Here is a 15,817-nt window from a genome sequence, read left to right as displayed (position 1 = left end):
ACTCATGCGACCACTAATAAAGTAATGCCGACCTCACACTTTCGTAGAAGATTCATGTACCATTCACACGCAAATGTGACCCAAATCACAAGCTCAGTGCAATTTACGCAAACGATAAACAAAAACCTTCGATTTTATTCACATATACCGAATGCGCGATGGCTATTTTGCCAAATTTGCGCTGCAATCGATTGCTTTGGCTCTTTTCTAAGCAAAAAAAGTTCATTTAAGATCGTAACTAAATATTTGGAATGATTAACATTTCCTTGGTTTCCATACATGGGCATGTCCGGAGCATCCGTTTCCAATACCAGACATTCAAGGGGCAATTTTGCGATGGTTGTGCGTGTTTTTTGCGCTCTTGGGTAAGTTATCGTTCCACCGACGCCAATATAGAAACCGAGCTTGATCCACGCCAAAGCTTGCTGTTCACTCCCAGAAAAACCGTGAATCACACCACCTAAGGTGAACTTATGCTGCTTTATTAGCTCGATAAGTCGGTTGTAAGACTTCCTCTCATGGATGATTAAAGGCAGGTCAAACGCCTTGGCAAGTTCCATTTGCTGGATGAAAAAGCGCTCTTGTTTCTCCTGTTCCACATCCACAAAAAAGTCCAACCCACACTCACCAATGGCCACACACTGACGTGTTTTTGATGCGAGTAGTTGGTGAAGTTCTTCAAATTGCATCTCATCCGCTTGCTCTAAAAAGTAAGGATGAAAGCCTAATGCGTAGTAAACATTGGGGTGAGATTGCGCAATTTTCTCAAGCTTATGCCAGTTATTTTGACCGATAGAAGGGATGAGTAACTTCTCAACTTGAGCCTGTTTTGCCTCTTTGATATATCCCTCAATGCTCAGCTCATGGGTAAAACCTTGCTCAAACGCCTCAAAGTCTGCGTGGCAATGTGTATCAAATAGCGGAAAATCACTTGTTTGCTGTGTCATCTTTCCCACTCTCAGCTTGCTGCCCTTGAGGATCTCGACGATAAGGAACACAACTGCGCTTGTTTTCAGGCGTTAGCCCAAGCTCTTCACACCACTTATCGTATTTCCTAATCCAAGCTTTTATCCAACCGAACATATTTACCTCGCGCCTTCTATCAATACTTATGAAAAGCCAACACATAAAGTAGAGAACTCAAACTACACATACAAATCATTTAAAAGCCTAATGATTAGCCAAAATATCATAAAAGCATAAATCCAATTTATACATTAACACTAGCTGGCTATATTGTTGAAAACCTCACCACCGAGAATAATAAACGCACTTGCCAAGGAGGCATTGATAGCAAGACGCTCCATTCAATAACGAGATCCTACTTTATGAAAGCATCACTCTTAGCCATATCAATTTCTAGCGTATTAGCAGCACCTGCTTTTGCTTCTGCACCTCAAGTTGACGTAGAGCTAGCAAACCAACAAACACTTCAACTTATTGACGGGCAGATGAACGCTATCGATGCTTCTGTTCAGTATAAGTTAAACGAACAATACGCGAATGCAACTCCGGGCACGACAGCCACAATCGATGACGTCACTTACGAAAAACAATCTAACGGTACTTGGGCTGCAGTTGGTGCCGCTTCTGCTGCATTGGTTGCAGGGCTTTTGAGCACGTCGTCTAGTTCCAATAGCGACAATGATGTGGATTATCTCCCACAACACCCAGACGTTGATGTTGACGCTACACCACGTTGGTCTCCTGAATTCGGTGAAGACCGTCCCGAGATGGAAGAGCGTGACCTTACAATTAAGATCATTAACGGCGAAATCCACGTTATCGACGAAAACACCAGTGAGTGGGTAGGTACTGTACAACGCAAGGATGGTGAGATCATTTTCCGTGGCAACGGCGACTTTGAAAAAACTCTAGTAAAAGTTGAAGGTGACCTAGAAGCTAACGGCAGTGCAGCCATCGTTAAAGGTAATGGCGAATGGTTAGCAACTGTTGAGCGTGTGGATAGTGGTTTTGAGATAACTAGTGGCAAGGGAACTATTGTAATTGATAGCCCACGACCTACTCTCCCAGCCTCTCCAGAGCACCCAGATATGGACTTTGATGATACACCTCGTTGGTCTCCAGATTTCGGTGAAGACCGTCCTGAAATGGAAGAGCGTGACCTGACAGTTAAGATCATTAACGGCGAAATCCACATTATCGACGAAAACACCAGTGAGTGGGTAGGTACTGTACAACGCAAGGATGGTGAGATCATTTTCCGTGGCAACGGAGACTTTGAAAAAACTCTAGTAAAAGTTGAAGGTGACCTAGAAGCTAACGGCAGTGCAGCCATCGTTAAAGGTAATGGCGAATGGTTAGCAACTGTTGAGCGTGTGGACAGTGGTTTTGAGATAACTAGTGGCAAGGGAACTATTGTAATTGATAGCCCACGACCTACTCTCCCAGCCTCTCCAGAGCACCCAGATATGGACTTTGATGATACACCTCGTTGGTCTCCAGATTTCGGTGAAGACCGTCCTGAAATGGAAGAGCGTGACCTGACAGTTAAGATCATTAACGGCGAAATCCACATTATCGACGAAAACACCAGCGAGTGGGTAGGTACTGTCCAACGCAAAGATGGCGAGCTCGTATTTATTGGCAACGGAGACTTTGAAAAAACACTACTTCGTGTGGAAGGCGATGTTACTTCTGACCAATTCTCTTTAGTCAAAGGCAACGGTCAATGGGTTGCGACTGTTTCAAAAATAGATGACGGTGTACGTATTCAAACAAAGAATCACGATCATGTGTTTGATGGTTCAAACATCGACCGTAACAAGCTTCAATCTATCGACCCAACTAAACTACAGAAAGCTAAATCCGCTATTCAACAACGTTTACGCGGCTAAAATTCAACCTGAGTTGAACCCGCTCACCCGATAATAGTGAACGCTATTATCGGGTGTTTTTACACACTAGCTAAGGAAAGCGATTCGGAATTTGAACATGAAACGCCTTCTATTAATACTTGCTTTGACCTTCCCTTTTTACTCGTCTGCAAATGACACCCTTGTTGAATCTATTGAGCGTTTTACAGATATCTTTTCCGTCAGCTTATCTCAAAACCCAGACAATGATAAAACGGTCGCTACACTTGATATCAACTATCAAATCAATGATAAATTGCGTGTTTTTGGAGAGGTTGATACTCAAGACTATTGGCAAGCAGGGTTGGGATATTCTTTCTGGCAAGGGGACACGTACTACACTGAAAACACCGTAAAAGTCAGCGAACATGAGATCACAACAGGCATTTTTGTTGCTAAGTTGATTCATGAAAATTGGACACTGATCGGTGACATTAACTACAACTATATGGATAGAGATTTCGACGCTTGTCTCCCAAACTTATGTTTGGCATATAAAGCTTCTGACACATTTGATTATAGTGCTGGCGCTTTGTGGAGCCCGATTCAATATGCTGATTTTCTTTACAAATTCAACCAAGAAATTGGATTAAAAAAAGATACCCAGGACTTTTACATTAAAGATAACATTACTACTGCGCCTGGACATATCAGAAATGAAACTAGAACCAACATCCATTATCACGAGGTAGCTATCTTCTTTAACTTAAAGTACGTAAAACCATCCGTTACCTACACCATATACCCTGAAAATAAAAACTATGTGGAATTCGGTTTAGCCTTCGATTTCTAGCTATTTAGTAGCTGTTTAAGCTCATCTCGTAGCTCTTGGTGTTGCCCATTAGTTTGATACTTCTTGTGATAGAAAAACTCAAACTCCACAGGACGCATTGAGAATGGAGGCTCATGAATCCGTAAGCCAATGGTTTTTGCTAATTGGATCATGCTAACCGGAACCGCAGCAATGTAGTCAGTCCCTTTTACCGCCAATATCAAGTTAGTGATGTTTCTTACTTCAATAGCAACATCACGAGTGAAGCTCTTTTCGGAAAGAAAGTCGACTATTTGAGTATCTTGGCGAAGTAACTTCAAGGTTACATGCCGTGCTTCAAGAAACTCATCCATCGAAATCTTCTCACCAAATTGACTGTTTTCAGGATCACTCATAAGAAGCAATCTATCAGTAGTTGCAAATTCAGACGCTAAACTTGACTGTTTAGGTAAACCAGTATCGACCACTAAATCTACTCGATTGAGTCGGATATCCTCGACAACATTCTCTACAGAAATTGGGGATTCAACTAACTGAACACCATTAAGCATGGGCATCTTGTGGAGCAGATTCGCAGGCATATAAACGGTAAAATCACGCTTTCTTGATACTGCACCTTCCATCAACTCTAAAGCATCAGATAATTGACCTGCCAATTTGTGAGCCATTGACGTTGGTTCTATTGAACGCCCTACTCTTACGAACAACGCATAGCCTACCACCGCTTCAAACCTCTTGATTGCAGCACTGACCGCAGGTTGAGTTAGCTCTAACGATTCAGCCGCTTTGGTTATCGATCTTTGTTGATATACAGAGAGGAATGGCTTTACTAAATTGAGATCAAACACGCTTTACTCCATCAAAACGGTGTACTCTTAGTGTAACAAAAAAGCCGAATGCTAGAAGCAATTCGGCTTTAATATTATCCAACAGTGTTATGTAGAACTGTCGTTATTAGTGCTCGCGCGTCGCTCGGAACTGAACTTCAGGGAAGCGTTCAGAAGCTAGGTTCAAGTTCACCATAGTTGGTGCGATGTAAGACAGGTTGTCACCGCCATCTAGCGCTAGGTTAGATTGGTTCTTACGTTTGAATTCTTCTAGTTTCTTAGCGTCATCACATTCAACCCAACGAGCTGTTGCAACGTTAACACCTTCGTAGATAGCTTCTACGTTGTATTCCGCTTTCAAGCGCGCTACAACCACGTCGAACTGAAGGACACCAACCGCACCAACGATCAGGTCGTTGTTCTGCATAGGACGGAATACTTGTACTGCGCCCTCTTCTGAAAGCTGAACTAATCCTTTTAGAAGTTGCTTCTGCTTCAGTGGATCGCGTAGACGGATACGACGGAATAGCTCAGGTGCGAAGTTAGGAATACCAGCGAACTTAAGGCTCTCACCTTGAGTAAAGGTATCACCAATCTGGATAGTACCGTGGTTATGTAGACCGATAATATCACCCGCGTATGCTTTTTCAGCACGTGCACGGTCACCCGCCATAAAGGTTACCGCATCAGAGATACTTACACTCTTGCCTGTACGAACATGGTTCATCTTCATACCTTGGTTGTAAGTACCCGAAACGATACGCATGAATGCGATACGGTCACGGTGTTTAGGGTCCATGTTTGCTTGGATCTTAAATACGAAACCAGAGAACTTCTCTTCTGTCGCTTCAACATCACGCTCGTTCGCTTGACGCGTTTGAGGTGCTGGAGCCCATTTCGTTAGACCATCAAGCATGTGGTCAACACCAAAGTTACCCAATGCAGTACCGAAGTAAACCGGCGTTAGTTCACCCGCTAGGAATAATTCATGGTCAAACTCAGGACAAGCACCGATAACAAGCTCTAGCTCTTCACGTACGCTTTCCGCAAGATCAGCACCTACTGCTTCATCTAGCTCAGGGTTATCTAGACCTTTGATGATACGAACTTCTTGGATCTCGTGGCCGTGGCCAGATTCATACAAGATCGTTTCATCACGGTGAATGTGGTAAACACCTTTAAACTCTTTACCGCAACCAATTGGCCATGAGATTGGAGCACAAGCCATACCTAGCTCGCTCTCTACTTCATCAAGCACTTCCATTGGGTCACGAACGTCACGGTCAAGTTTGTTCATAAACGTTACGATTGGCGTATCACGCAGACGTGTTACTTCCATTAGTTTACGAGTACGATCCTCGACACCTTTCGCAGCATCGATAACCATCAAACATGAATCAACCGCTGTTAGCGTACGGTACGTATCTTCCGAGAAATCTTCGTGTCCTGGAGTATCTAGTAGGTTTACTAGGCAATCATTGTATGGGAATTGCATTACCGACGTAGTTACCGAGATACCACGTTCTTTTTCCATCTCCATCCAGTCAGATTTAGCGTGCTGGTTAGAGCCACGGCCTTTTACGGTACCCGCTTTTTGAATCGCGTTTCCGAATAAAAGAACTTTTTCAGTAATCGTGGTTTTACCCGCATCCGGGTGAGAGATAATCGCAAACGTTCTACGTTTGCTCACTTCTTGTTGGAAAGACATAGTCGCCCTTTGCTGATCTAAAGCGTAAAAAGGGCAAGTAGATAATACTTGCCCTTGAATTCTGTGTGCGGATTATACAGAAAGCGTATCACTTTCTAAAGGGTCAGTTTACACCCTATTTTTTGGCTAATTTTGTGATTAGCTATCTAGTTAGCGAAAAGACGTAACATGACTAGCTAAAAGACATAAAAAGATAGCTCATAATGATGGCATCTTCGTTGCCTTGTTTAGTTGGATAGTAATTACGACGGCGATCAACTTCGTTGAAGCCTGCCTTTTCGTAAAGATTAAACGCGTTCACATTACTTTCGCGAACTTCTAGCCAAGCGCTTTCAGCATCAGCTTGTTCACATATATCAAGGAAATGTTCAGTTAGTGCCTTACCATAACCTTTGCCTTGCTTGCTTGGGTCTACCGCAATATTAAGCAGCGTCACTTCACCAACAATATTTTGAGCGAAGAAATAGCCCACCACTTGTCCATCAACTTCAAGGACATGATGACAAGCGCCTCGGCTATCAAGATCTCGGATCATATTTTCAGACCAAGGGTGAGAATGCGCGGCCTGCTCTATCTTCCAAATGGCGTCTAGGTGTTGTTGTGAAGTCGGTAAAAATTGATTAGTCATAAGCACAAATTTGTTGCCATAAGTCGCGGCGGTGTTGGTTGTTACCGTTAATGTCAGACAGTAATGGCGATTGAAGTGTTTTAGCCTTCAGCTCTTGAGCCGACTCACAACCAGCAAACCATATCCACTCAACCGAACCTAAATCCACAGTAGACAAGTGTTGCGGTTGAAGGTGTAAAGCCTGAGATAAGTCGAGCTTGATACTTTTGAGTACTCGCTCAAACATCACGGCGAGATCTTCCTGAGGTTTTTCAGGCGAAACCAACAGTAACTTGCAATCGCTCGAGAGCGGAGTCAATTCAGATTCATAACCTGCTAAACGCTCTGGGTGACTTAGTTCCCATTGGCTAATGCCCATCTCATGTAGGTATTGCGCGTGTGTTTGTGACATATCTAGCGGTAGTAACCTTAAGTTTATTGGAGCCAAAGTTTATTGAAACCAGAAGTTTGTTAGAACTAGTTTTGTGAAAGCTGCCTCTATTGAAAGAGCGCTTATTAGAGCAGGGCTGATACTAACAAAAAATAAAGGAGCATCAAGCTCCTTTATTTAGACTAAATCAGTTTGTATCTTGTTGCGTGATAAATCAGCTTATAAGTCGTTGAACTCGGGGCTGTAAGCAATCTCACCAGCATGTCCTGCAAGCGCACCTTCAACTAACTCGATAGCTTGGAAAGCTCCTTCAGGTACATCCCAAGTGCAGCTCAAACCAAATTCACTCGCAGCCTTGAAACCAAAGCGACCGTAATAGGCAGGATCACCAAGCACGACACAGGCTGGGTAACCAAAATCAACCAAAGTAGAGAAAGCATCTTCAACCAGTGATTTGGCAATGCCTTGGTTGCGGAACTCTTCTTTCACAGCGAGAGGCGCAAGCCCTTGCCAGTTATGATCGTCGCCATCAAGAGTGATAGGGCTAAACATCAGGTGACCAACCACCTCGCCTTCATCAGAACAAGCCACCAGCGATAGCGTTAAATGGCTATTCTCACGCAAGCTCATAACCAAGTTAGCTTCTGCATCTGTTTCAAAAACAGATTTCAATAAACGATCAATGACAAGTATATCTGCCGGTGCTTCAGTTCGAATAAGCATTCATTACCTCACTTTGTGTATCTGGGGATTGTACTCCCTTCTGCACAAAATCAGCTAATTGATTTAACAAAGTTTTCATAGGAGTCGGCAATAAGTCCAAATCTACGCTATCCATCAAGTTTTTAACTTCTAAACCGAGCTCGGTATCGCCTTCAATAGACAGTCTACGTTGGAAGAAAAGCGTATCTGGGTCTTCTTTACGCCCCGCAATCAACACAAGATCGTTAAGATTGCCGCTAAAGCTTACATCTTCAACCACCTCTTTATCAGCTACAACCAGTTGCTCATTTTTGTAGCTAATACACCAACTTAACCCCATGTCTTTTATTGAGACTTTCAGCCATTTGTCTTCTAAAAACTCAAAGTCACCGTCCTCTAAAGCTTCCTTGAATACATTCTTAAGCGCCTCCAATAAGGCTCTTTTTTGTACTGTTTTAGGCAATAACTGGACTGGAGATCGCAAAATTGATGCGGCATTTTGAACTAGTTGAGTGCGAATCTTGTTTATCACGTGACTTATCCGTAACTTTGTCAATAATATGGAATGCATCATAGATGATGTTGAGATCTCAGTTACTGTTATGTATCAAATTAACTTCTGTTTGATACTCGACCTTTAATATCCTGAAAATCACAGTTATAGTAACTCAGGTAATGAGAATTACAGCGGATCGCTGCACTCACAGGTAAATATCGATAGCCACACAAAAAGTAATAAATATTTATCGATAGTGAATATTCAAGCTCTTGGAGAATTGGTAGTACTTTGATGCCTCCCCAACAACTACAACATTGGTTTACCCAGCTAACTGCAAATAGTCCGTTCTTTTTTGCAGTACTTGATGCTCAACATAACTATTTTATGGTGAATGAGCGTTACTGCGATATTGCTGGTTTGAGTCAAACAGAGCTTGCAGGCATGAATGATCGCCAAACATTGGGCGAACAGTTCTACCAACATCTCAAGCCTTACTATGAGCGTGCATTCAGTGGCGAAACGATTGAGGCCGAAGTCACCCTCAACGAAACAGACCTCGATACCAGCCTTCATTTCAGCCTATCTCCGCTTACCAATGGCAACAAAACCGACTACATCGTCTTTCACGCCTTCGACACATCAGAAAACCAAGTACTTGTCCGTTCTTTAGAAGAATCCGAAGCCAAATTCCACAAACTATCTCAACTACTTCCAGATGGATTACTGCTCGTTGAAAGTGACTACATCTTGTCATCTAACCCAGCAGCAGCGCGCTTGCTTGGCTTTAACTCAACCACAGAGTTAATTGGTGAAGAGTTGGGACGCCTATTTATCGATGAACAAACCAAAACAGTCTTCAATAATAACCTCAGCTCTATTATTTCTGAGTCTGGTTTGGTTTGCTTAACGGGTGCGCGATGCGGCTTTGAACGTAAGGTCCAGCTCAACATCGACTCCACCACCGTTCTTGGAAGCAACACTCAGCTGGTGCTTATTCAAGACGCACAAGAAACCGCAAAACAATACACACCAGCAAACAGTGAAGATGCCTACATAGATGCACTGACCAAACTCTACAATCGAGTTGGGTTTACTAAGCGTCTTGAGCAGTTCATTCACAACGATACGCCGGTGGTGATGCTCTACTTAGACATTGATAACTTTAAAAATATCAATGACTCACTTGGTCATCACATCGGTGACAAGGTGATTAAAGAGGTCGCTTCGCGTCTTAAACGCTTACTGCCTCGTAAGGCCGTGATTGGACATTTAGGCGGGGATGAGTTTGGTATTATCCTTCCAGAACCTGAACATCAGCGAACACCTGAAATGCTCGCTGAAAAGATCATTTCCCTGATCAATCAACCCTTCGATCTTCACCACTTTAGCAAGCGCTTAGCCTGCTCTATTGGTAGTGTGAGCTTTCCTCAAGATGGTACTGATGCTCGTATCTTGCTGCAAAATGCAGACACAGCAATGTATGAAGCGAAAGATCGTGGTCGTAATCGTCTGATCAAGTTCAACGAACAGATGAATAAAGAAGCGCGTATGCGACTGTGGCTTGAGATAGAGCTCCAAAAAGCACTGCAACAAAATGGACTTGAGGTTTGGTATCAACCGAAAGTGAATGCCCGTGATTTCACCATCAACGGCGCTGAAGCTCTGGTACGTTGGAAGCATCCTGTCGAAGGTTATATCAGTCCGGCCGCGTTCATTCCTGTGGCGGAACGAGCAGGGCTTATTGAACAACTTGGCCGAGTGGTAATGCGTGAAGTATTTGCTACGGTTAAGCGCTGGAAGATGCAAGGTATCCTTCCAGGTCGAGTGGCTATCAACCTTTCACCAGAACAGTTTGGTAACCCGAAACTGATTGATTACATGGAAAAGCTACTGCGTTCGACCGAGCTTGATCCAAGTGCGATTACGTTCGAGCTAACGGAAAGTGCGGTGATGAGTGATAGTGAACACACACTCCAAATGCTTAACGCCATCAAGAAACTTGGCTTTGCTCTCTCCATTGATGATTTTGGTACAGGTTACTCTTCACTGTCTTACCTTGCTCGCTTCCCAATTGATGAGCTTAAGATAGACCGTGCTTTCATCTCTGATATCGATACCCTACCAAAGCAAATCACCGTAATTGAAAACATCATCAACCTAGGTAAATCTCTCGATTTGACCGTGGTTGCTGAAGGTGTCGAAACCAGTGAGCAAGCAACTCTGCTATCGAACCTCAACTGTAGTTCGATTCAAGGCTTCCACTTCTACCGTCCGCAACCAAAACAAGATGTCGAAGAGTTGTTTGCCCAAAACCGCCGTCATAAGAACTAATCAAGTACCTCATATTTAAACCAAGCCAACATGTAAAACGGTCACTCGTCAGTACCTCAAACGGAGTAAAAGCAGATTTATCCATCTAAACCTGCCTTACATCAATTCCGTCATTCACAATTCTTCATAAAATGCTCGCTTCAACTTAATTCTACTGGTAGTGAGCAAATGGAACTCTTATGCCCAGCGGGTAACTTACCTGCTTTGAAAACCGCTATTGATTGTGGTGCGGATGCTGTCTATATCGGATTCAAAGACGATACCAATGCCCGACACTTTGCAGGCCTAAACTTTGCGGGTAAAAAGCTCGATCGTGCTGTGCAGTATGTGCATGACCACAACAAGAAAATTCATGTTGCCCTAAATACGTTTGCTCACCCAAATGGCTTCGACCGTTGGACTAATGCCGTAGACAACGCCGCTGCTCTGGGTGTTGATGCGCTGATCATCGCAGACATCGCGGTGCTTGAGTACGCAGCAAATAAGTATCCAGATCTCGAACTGCACCTATCAGTGCAAGCATCTGCGACCAATGCGGCGGCTATCGACTTCTACCATAAAAACTTCAACGTTAAGCGTGTCGTACTACCGCGTGTGTTGTCGATTCATCAGGTCAAACAGCTTTCTCGTAACATCACTTCTGACGTTGACCTTGAAGTATTCGCTTTTGGTAGCTTGTGCATCATGGCAGAAGGCCGTTGCTACCTCTCTTCATACATGACAGGCGAATCACCAAATACCGTTGGTGCTTGTTCTCCCGCAAAATACGTTCGCTGGCAAGAAACAGAAACTGGCCTCGAGTCTCGCTTGAACGAAATCCTTATCGATAAGTATGAAGCAGGTGAGAACGCAGGTTACCCAACGCTGTGTAAAGGCCGCTTTGAAGCCGAGATCGATGGTGAACGTAAGCGCTATCACGCACTTGAAGAGCCCACCAGCCTCAACACGCTATCCATGTTGCCTGAGCTTTTCGCGGCAAACGTTGCCTCAGTGAAGATTGAAGGTCGCCAACGCAGCCCGGCTTATGTTGAACAAGTCACTCGCACTTGGCGCGCAGCTATCGATCGCTACTTAGCGAACCCAGAACAATACCAAGTGGAACAAGCTTGGAATGCGACACTGGCGAATGTATCTGAAGGTACACAAACCACGCTTGGCGCTTATCACCGTAAATGGCAATAGAGCCAAATGGAGAACTCAATGAAATACGCATTAGGCCCTCTACTTTATTTTTGGCCAAAACAAGACGTTGAAAGCTTCTATGAGCAAGCGAAATCAAGCTCTGCCGATATCATCTACCTAGGTGAAGCGGTGTGTTCAAAGCGTCGTGAGATGAAAGCGAAACACTGGATGGACATTGCTAAAGAGCTGTCGGCTTCAGGTAAGCAAGTCGTACTTTCCACCATGGCATTGCTAGAAGCACCAAGCGAAGTCAACATCATGAAGAAGTACATCGATAACGGTGACTTTGCGATCGAAGCCAATGATGTGTCTGCAATTCAACTGGCCAGCGAAAGCAAAGTACCTTTCGTGGTTGGCCCGGCAGTAAACACCTACAACGCACGCACCCTGAACCTATTCTTGAAACAAGGCATGACGCGTTGGTGTATGCCGGTTGAGCTTTCTCGCGAATGGCTAAGCAACGTAATGACCCAGTGCGAAGAGCTAAATATTCGTAACAAGTTCGAAGTTGAAGTGTTTAGCCACGGCTACCTGCCGCTTGCTTACTCAGCACGCTGCTTTACCGCTCGCGCTGAAAACAAAGCTAAAGACGATTGCGAAACCTGCTGTATCAAGTACCCAACAGGGCTACAAGTAGAAAGCCAAGAAGGCCAATCAGTCTTCAACCTTAACGGTATTCAGACGCAATCAGGCTACTGCTACAACCTAGTCAATGATTTACCGAACATGCACGACCTGGTTGATGTGGTTCGTTTAAGCCCTCTCGGTATCGATACCTTCTCTGAAATCAATAACTTCAGAGCGAACGAGCAAGGTCAAAAACCGATGAAGATTGAAAGCCGCCAATGTAATGGTTACTGGCATCAGCTTGCAGGTTTAGACGTTAAGAACATCTAGTTCCTCGCATTGGACTAACCAGCAACAGATACAAAAAAGGTCTAGCGTTCGCTAGACCTTTTTAATGCGACTTAAGAAACACGGCCTATGCCGTCGCTGTTTCCATCGGTGAGGCATCGAGCTTCTTTAAGTCTTTGTAGAGCATTACCATCACCACCACACTTAGTGCGATGTTAGACAGTGGGTACGCAATCCAGATCCCCGGCACACCATACAACTTAGGCATAATGTACAAGAACGGTAGTTGGATAAGCATATTACCTATAGTCACAAACATCGCCTTGCTGCCCTTGTTCACCGCTTGATAGTAAGCAGCTGCGACTACCAAGAAGCCATCCAGCGCCAGTGCAAACATGTGAAGGCGAATACCCAACACGGTGTACTCAACCAACTGAGGTTCGTCTGAGTTAAATACTGATACAAACTCACGTGGGAACGCGTTCAGAAGCAGCACGAACGCCACACCAATCAATACCGAACTCATCATCGCAATCTTAAGTAGCTTGCGGATGTTTGCTTGGTTACGCGCACCATGGTTGTAGCTCACCAATGGTTGCATGCCGTTGGCGATACCTTCAGCCGTGAGATAATAAACCGTCACGATGTAGCCCAAAATCGCGTAAGCACCGATCATCAACTGGTCGCCATATTGAGAGAACAACGCATTGTGCAACGCCACCATCATCGAACCATAAGCGTACATAAAGAAGCTTGATGTACCAATGGCGAAGATTTGTGGAATCACATCCAGCTTCAATCTCAACTCATTCCAACGTAAACGTAGGTTTGCTCGACGCGAGAAGAAGTAAGCCAAGCCGAGAGCCGTTACTACAAACTGGGCAATCGCTGTTGCTAATGCTGCACCCATCAACTCCCAGCCATAGAGAGCGATAAACAGGTAATCGAGCACGATATTAATCACCGCACCAACGATCATCAGTATCGTCGCTAAGTTCGGACTGTCATCGTTACGCAGTAGAAACGGCATCGCGATCGAACCTAGCGTGAAGACACTAGCACCAATCAGAATATGTAAGTACTGCAGACCAAGTTCATACACTCGCCCTTCAGCGCCCTGCCAAAGCAAGAAGTTATCAGCAAACAAGAACAGCAATGCAGAGACAATAGGCGTTATCGCTAACAACAAGGTTAAGCCCGTTGCTAAGATCTGCTTAGCGCCTTGAGTATCTTTTTCACCTTGGCGAATCGAGACAAGCGCACCTGTGCCCACACCCACCAACATACCAATACCAAGAATCGAACCAATCACAGGCCACGCAACATTGATACCTGCAAGTCCATCAGCCCCCACATAGCGGCCAATGAAGATGCCATCCACCACTTGGTACAGGCCATTAACCAACATGGCCGCAACGGTAGGGATTGTGTATCGCCAAAATTGACGACTAATTGAGTTACTCATTTCTTACTCTACTTTCATTTGTGAGTCGCATATCAACAAGATATGACTCGAAAAATTAGTTAACAAGGCTAACTAAATATCTAAATTATTTACTTTAAAGCTTTATTTAATAATAGGTTTAACTGCTGAGATTCTTGCTCAGACAAACGGCTTTCCAGTATCTGTGCCATGACCTGATAGATCTTACTTTCTTCTTCCAAGCCGACTTCCGCTTTGCTGGTCAGTACGACCAACTTAGACCTCGCATCTTCGAGCGAAGCTTTACGCTCAACGAGACCTTTTCTCTCTAACCTTTGAACCATAGTAGTTGCTGAAGGCTTGGTTACTTGCATTTCAATCGCCAGATCTGTCAATCGGATCGGTTCAAGAGAGGCTTGAATGACCTTCAAATAGTCATATTCATTGAAGCTCAATTGGCAAATAGGATCTTCATTTACCTGAGTGCGCCATATCTTAGAGGCGAAGCGCTCAATCTTTTCTAAATTCTGGTTCAGCATATTCACCTAATCAAAGAATGGCATTTAGTTAGCAAGACTAACTATTTTAGTGTTGTTTAAATAAAAAGCAATCAAAACGAGATGAAGATCATAAAAAAGGAGCATAAAAAAACCGCTGACAGGCAGCGGCTTTTCGGAATCAAAATGTGTTGCTTACTTAGCGTTAGCTTCTTCTTCGGCCTCAGCTAACTTAACTTGTGCTAAGTGCTCAGCTTTAAGCGTGGTGAAGATACGGCTTAACTCTAAGAAAGAGTAACGGTGTTCTACGTATTCATACACGTTAAAAGAAACCGCTAACTTGTACAAAGAGATAGCATTCGCGTAATCACCATTCATATGGTAACGCTTAGCAAGGTAGAAGTACGTCTCTGTTAGACGCTGCGCAAGTAACGTGTTGTCACGAGTACCGGTTAAGATCGCCTTGAAAGCCTGCTCTTCAGTAATGTCATCAAGCATAATCGCGACTAATACCCAACCCCACTGCTCATCACGGCTCTCGTAACGTTTTTGCAAATCAAGCTTAGCCTGCTCTGGCGTCAGCTCATGCTGAATGATGTACAACCACAGAGCGCGAAACGGATCGCTAGGATCGTCGGCATAGTGCTTCATCATCTCTTCATTGGCTAAGTCGTAACGCTCGCCATAGTAAAGCGCGATAGAGCGGTTCCTTTCTGCGTAAGAGTTTGCAGGATCAAGCTCTAACGTAGAATCAAAAGATTCATAAGCCGCATCAAACTCCCCTACCTGCGTAAAGTAAACACCCAAAAGATTGAAGATATCAGGTTGAGCAGGGTTCAATGAAAGAGATTGGTTGAAGTCGAGACGCGCGAGATCACGCAGGCCAACACTGTCGTAGTAGTTACCACGTTCAAACAGCATCTTAGCTCGAACTTCATCGTTCAAATCTGGGCGCTGTAATAACTGACTAAGACGTGCAATTTGAACTTCTTGCTGAACGCTTGGTTGCAGTGGCACAGCCATCGGTGGATAAACCCAACTTGAGGTGTTATCTGATGTTGTCGCACAACCTGTTAGTACAAGCAGTAAACACATACTCGCGGTTTGAAACCATTTCACAAATAATTACTCCTGTTATGACCGCAAT

The 15,817-nt window shown here is 44.2% G+C and carries 16 protein-coding genes; 5 read left to right on the top strand and 11 right to left on the bottom strand.

The window, feature by feature from the left end:
- Positions 1-134 precede the first annotated feature (134 nt).
- Entirely contained in the window at positions 135-947 is an 813-nt protein-coding gene (locus LMH68_RS11150; RefSeq protein ID WP_229647649.1) for a TatD family hydrolase, read from the bottom strand.
- Positions 928-1,083, bottom strand: coding sequence for a DUF5363 family protein (locus LMH68_RS11145; RefSeq protein ID WP_171732460.1), 156 nt, complete (start codon positions 1,081-1,083; stop codon positions 928-930). Before LMH68_RS11145 ends, LMH68_RS11150 begins: the two co-directional genes overlap by 20 nt.
- A gap of 245 nt (positions 1,084-1,328) precedes the next feature.
- Between LMH68_RS11145 and LMH68_RS11140 the strand changes: the two genes are divergently transcribed.
- Both LMH68_RS11140 and LMH68_RS11135 read left to right on the top strand, forming a co-directional pair.
- Positions 1,329-2,858 carry a hypothetical protein gene (locus LMH68_RS11140; RefSeq protein WP_413755090.1) on the top strand — a complete coding sequence of 510 codons (1,530 nt, stop codon included), beginning with the start codon at positions 1,329-1,331 and terminating at the stop codon, positions 2,856-2,858.
- A 97-nt stretch (positions 2,859-2,955) separates the two neighbouring features.
- On the top strand, positions 2,956-3,669 hold the full coding sequence (locus tag LMH68_RS11135; protein ID WP_229647647.1) for a hypothetical protein: 714 nt from the start codon (positions 2,956-2,958) through the stop codon (positions 3,667-3,669).
- Here LMH68_RS11135 and LMH68_RS11130 read toward each other — a convergent pair.
- From LMH68_RS11130 to ubiT, 6 genes are all read right to left on the bottom strand, one after another.
- Entirely contained in the window at positions 3,666-4,496 is an 831-nt protein-coding gene (locus LMH68_RS11130) for a LysR family transcriptional regulator (RefSeq protein WP_229647646.1), read from the bottom strand. The genes LMH68_RS11135 and LMH68_RS11130 overlap by 4 nt on opposite strands.
- A gap of 106 nt (positions 4,497-4,602) precedes the next feature.
- A complete protein-coding gene (prfC, locus tag LMH68_RS11125) occupies positions 4,603-6,183 on the bottom strand; it encodes a peptide chain release factor 3 (RefSeq protein ID WP_017059244.1) in 1,581 nt (526 codons plus the stop codon).
- 172 nt (positions 6,184-6,355) lie between these two features.
- Positions 6,356-6,811: a ribosomal protein S18-alanine N-acetyltransferase gene (rimI, locus tag LMH68_RS11120; protein WP_017059243.1), complete on the bottom strand. Its 456-nt coding sequence runs from the start codon at positions 6,809-6,811 to the stop codon at positions 6,356-6,358.
- On the bottom strand, positions 6,804-7,202 hold the full coding sequence (locus tag LMH68_RS11115; RefSeq protein ID WP_017063280.1) for a DNA polymerase III subunit psi: 399 nt from the start codon (positions 7,200-7,202) through the stop codon (positions 6,804-6,806). Before LMH68_RS11115 ends, rimI begins: the two co-directional genes overlap by 8 nt.
- Before the next feature lie 198 nt (positions 7,203-7,400).
- The gene (locus LMH68_RS11110; RefSeq protein ID WP_229647645.1) at positions 7,401-7,904 is read right to left on the bottom strand and encodes a GNAT family N-acetyltransferase; all 504 of its coding nucleotides are present in this window, start codon (positions 7,902-7,904) and stop codon (positions 7,401-7,403) included.
- The gene (gene ubiT / locus LMH68_RS11105; RefSeq protein ID WP_029235120.1) at positions 7,888-8,415 is read right to left on the bottom strand and encodes a ubiquinone anaerobic biosynthesis accessory factor UbiT; all 528 of its coding nucleotides are present in this window, start codon (positions 8,413-8,415) and stop codon (positions 7,888-7,890) included. Before ubiT ends, LMH68_RS11110 begins: the two co-directional genes overlap by 17 nt.
- 258 nt (positions 8,416-8,673) lie before the next feature.
- Between ubiT and LMH68_RS11100 the strand changes: the two genes are divergently transcribed.
- The 3 genes from LMH68_RS11100 (at position 8,674) to LMH68_RS11090 (ending at position 12,792) form a co-directional block, all read left to right on the top strand.
- On the top strand, positions 8,674-10,713 hold the full coding sequence (locus LMH68_RS11100) for a bifunctional diguanylate cyclase/phosphodiesterase (RefSeq protein WP_017068226.1): 2,040 nt from the start codon (positions 8,674-8,676) through the stop codon (positions 10,711-10,713).
- A gap of 168 nt (positions 10,714-10,881) precedes the next feature.
- A complete protein-coding gene (ubiU, locus tag LMH68_RS11095; RefSeq protein WP_017068227.1) occupies positions 10,882-11,895 on the top strand; it encodes a ubiquinone anaerobic biosynthesis protein UbiU in 1,014 nt (337 codons plus the stop codon).
- 18 nt (positions 11,896-11,913) lie between these two features.
- Positions 11,914-12,792 (top strand): U32 family peptidase, encoded by an 879-nt coding sequence (locus tag LMH68_RS11090; protein WP_017059237.1) that lies wholly within the window; start codon positions 11,914-11,916, stop codon positions 12,790-12,792.
- A gap of 85 nt (positions 12,793-12,877) precedes the next feature.
- Here the strand turns inward: LMH68_RS11090 and LMH68_RS11085 are convergent, their stop codons facing one another.
- The 3 genes from LMH68_RS11085 to nlpI form a co-directional block, all read right to left on the bottom strand.
- On the bottom strand, positions 12,878-14,215 hold the full coding sequence (locus tag LMH68_RS11085; RefSeq protein ID WP_017065966.1) for an MATE family efflux transporter: 1,338 nt from the start codon (positions 14,213-14,215) through the stop codon (positions 12,878-12,880).
- Positions 14,216-14,304: 89 nt separating this feature from the next.
- Positions 14,305-14,712: a MarR family winged helix-turn-helix transcriptional regulator gene (locus LMH68_RS11080; RefSeq protein WP_229647644.1), complete on the bottom strand. Its 408-nt coding sequence runs from the start codon at positions 14,710-14,712 to the stop codon at positions 14,305-14,307.
- A 153-nt stretch (positions 14,713-14,865) separates the two neighbouring features.
- Complete coding sequence (nlpI, locus tag LMH68_RS11075) at positions 14,866-15,789, bottom strand: lipoprotein NlpI (protein ID WP_017059235.1); 924 nt, start codon at positions 15,787-15,789, stop codon at positions 14,866-14,868.
- Positions 15,790-15,817: the final 28 nt, after the last annotated feature.

The organism is Vibrio sp. F13, from assembly GCF_020806305.2.
GTDB classification, from domain to species: Bacteria; Pseudomonadota; Gammaproteobacteria; order Enterobacterales; family Vibrionaceae; genus Vibrio; species Vibrio crassostreae_C.
This window is presented reverse-complemented; position numbering and strand designations above follow the sequence as displayed.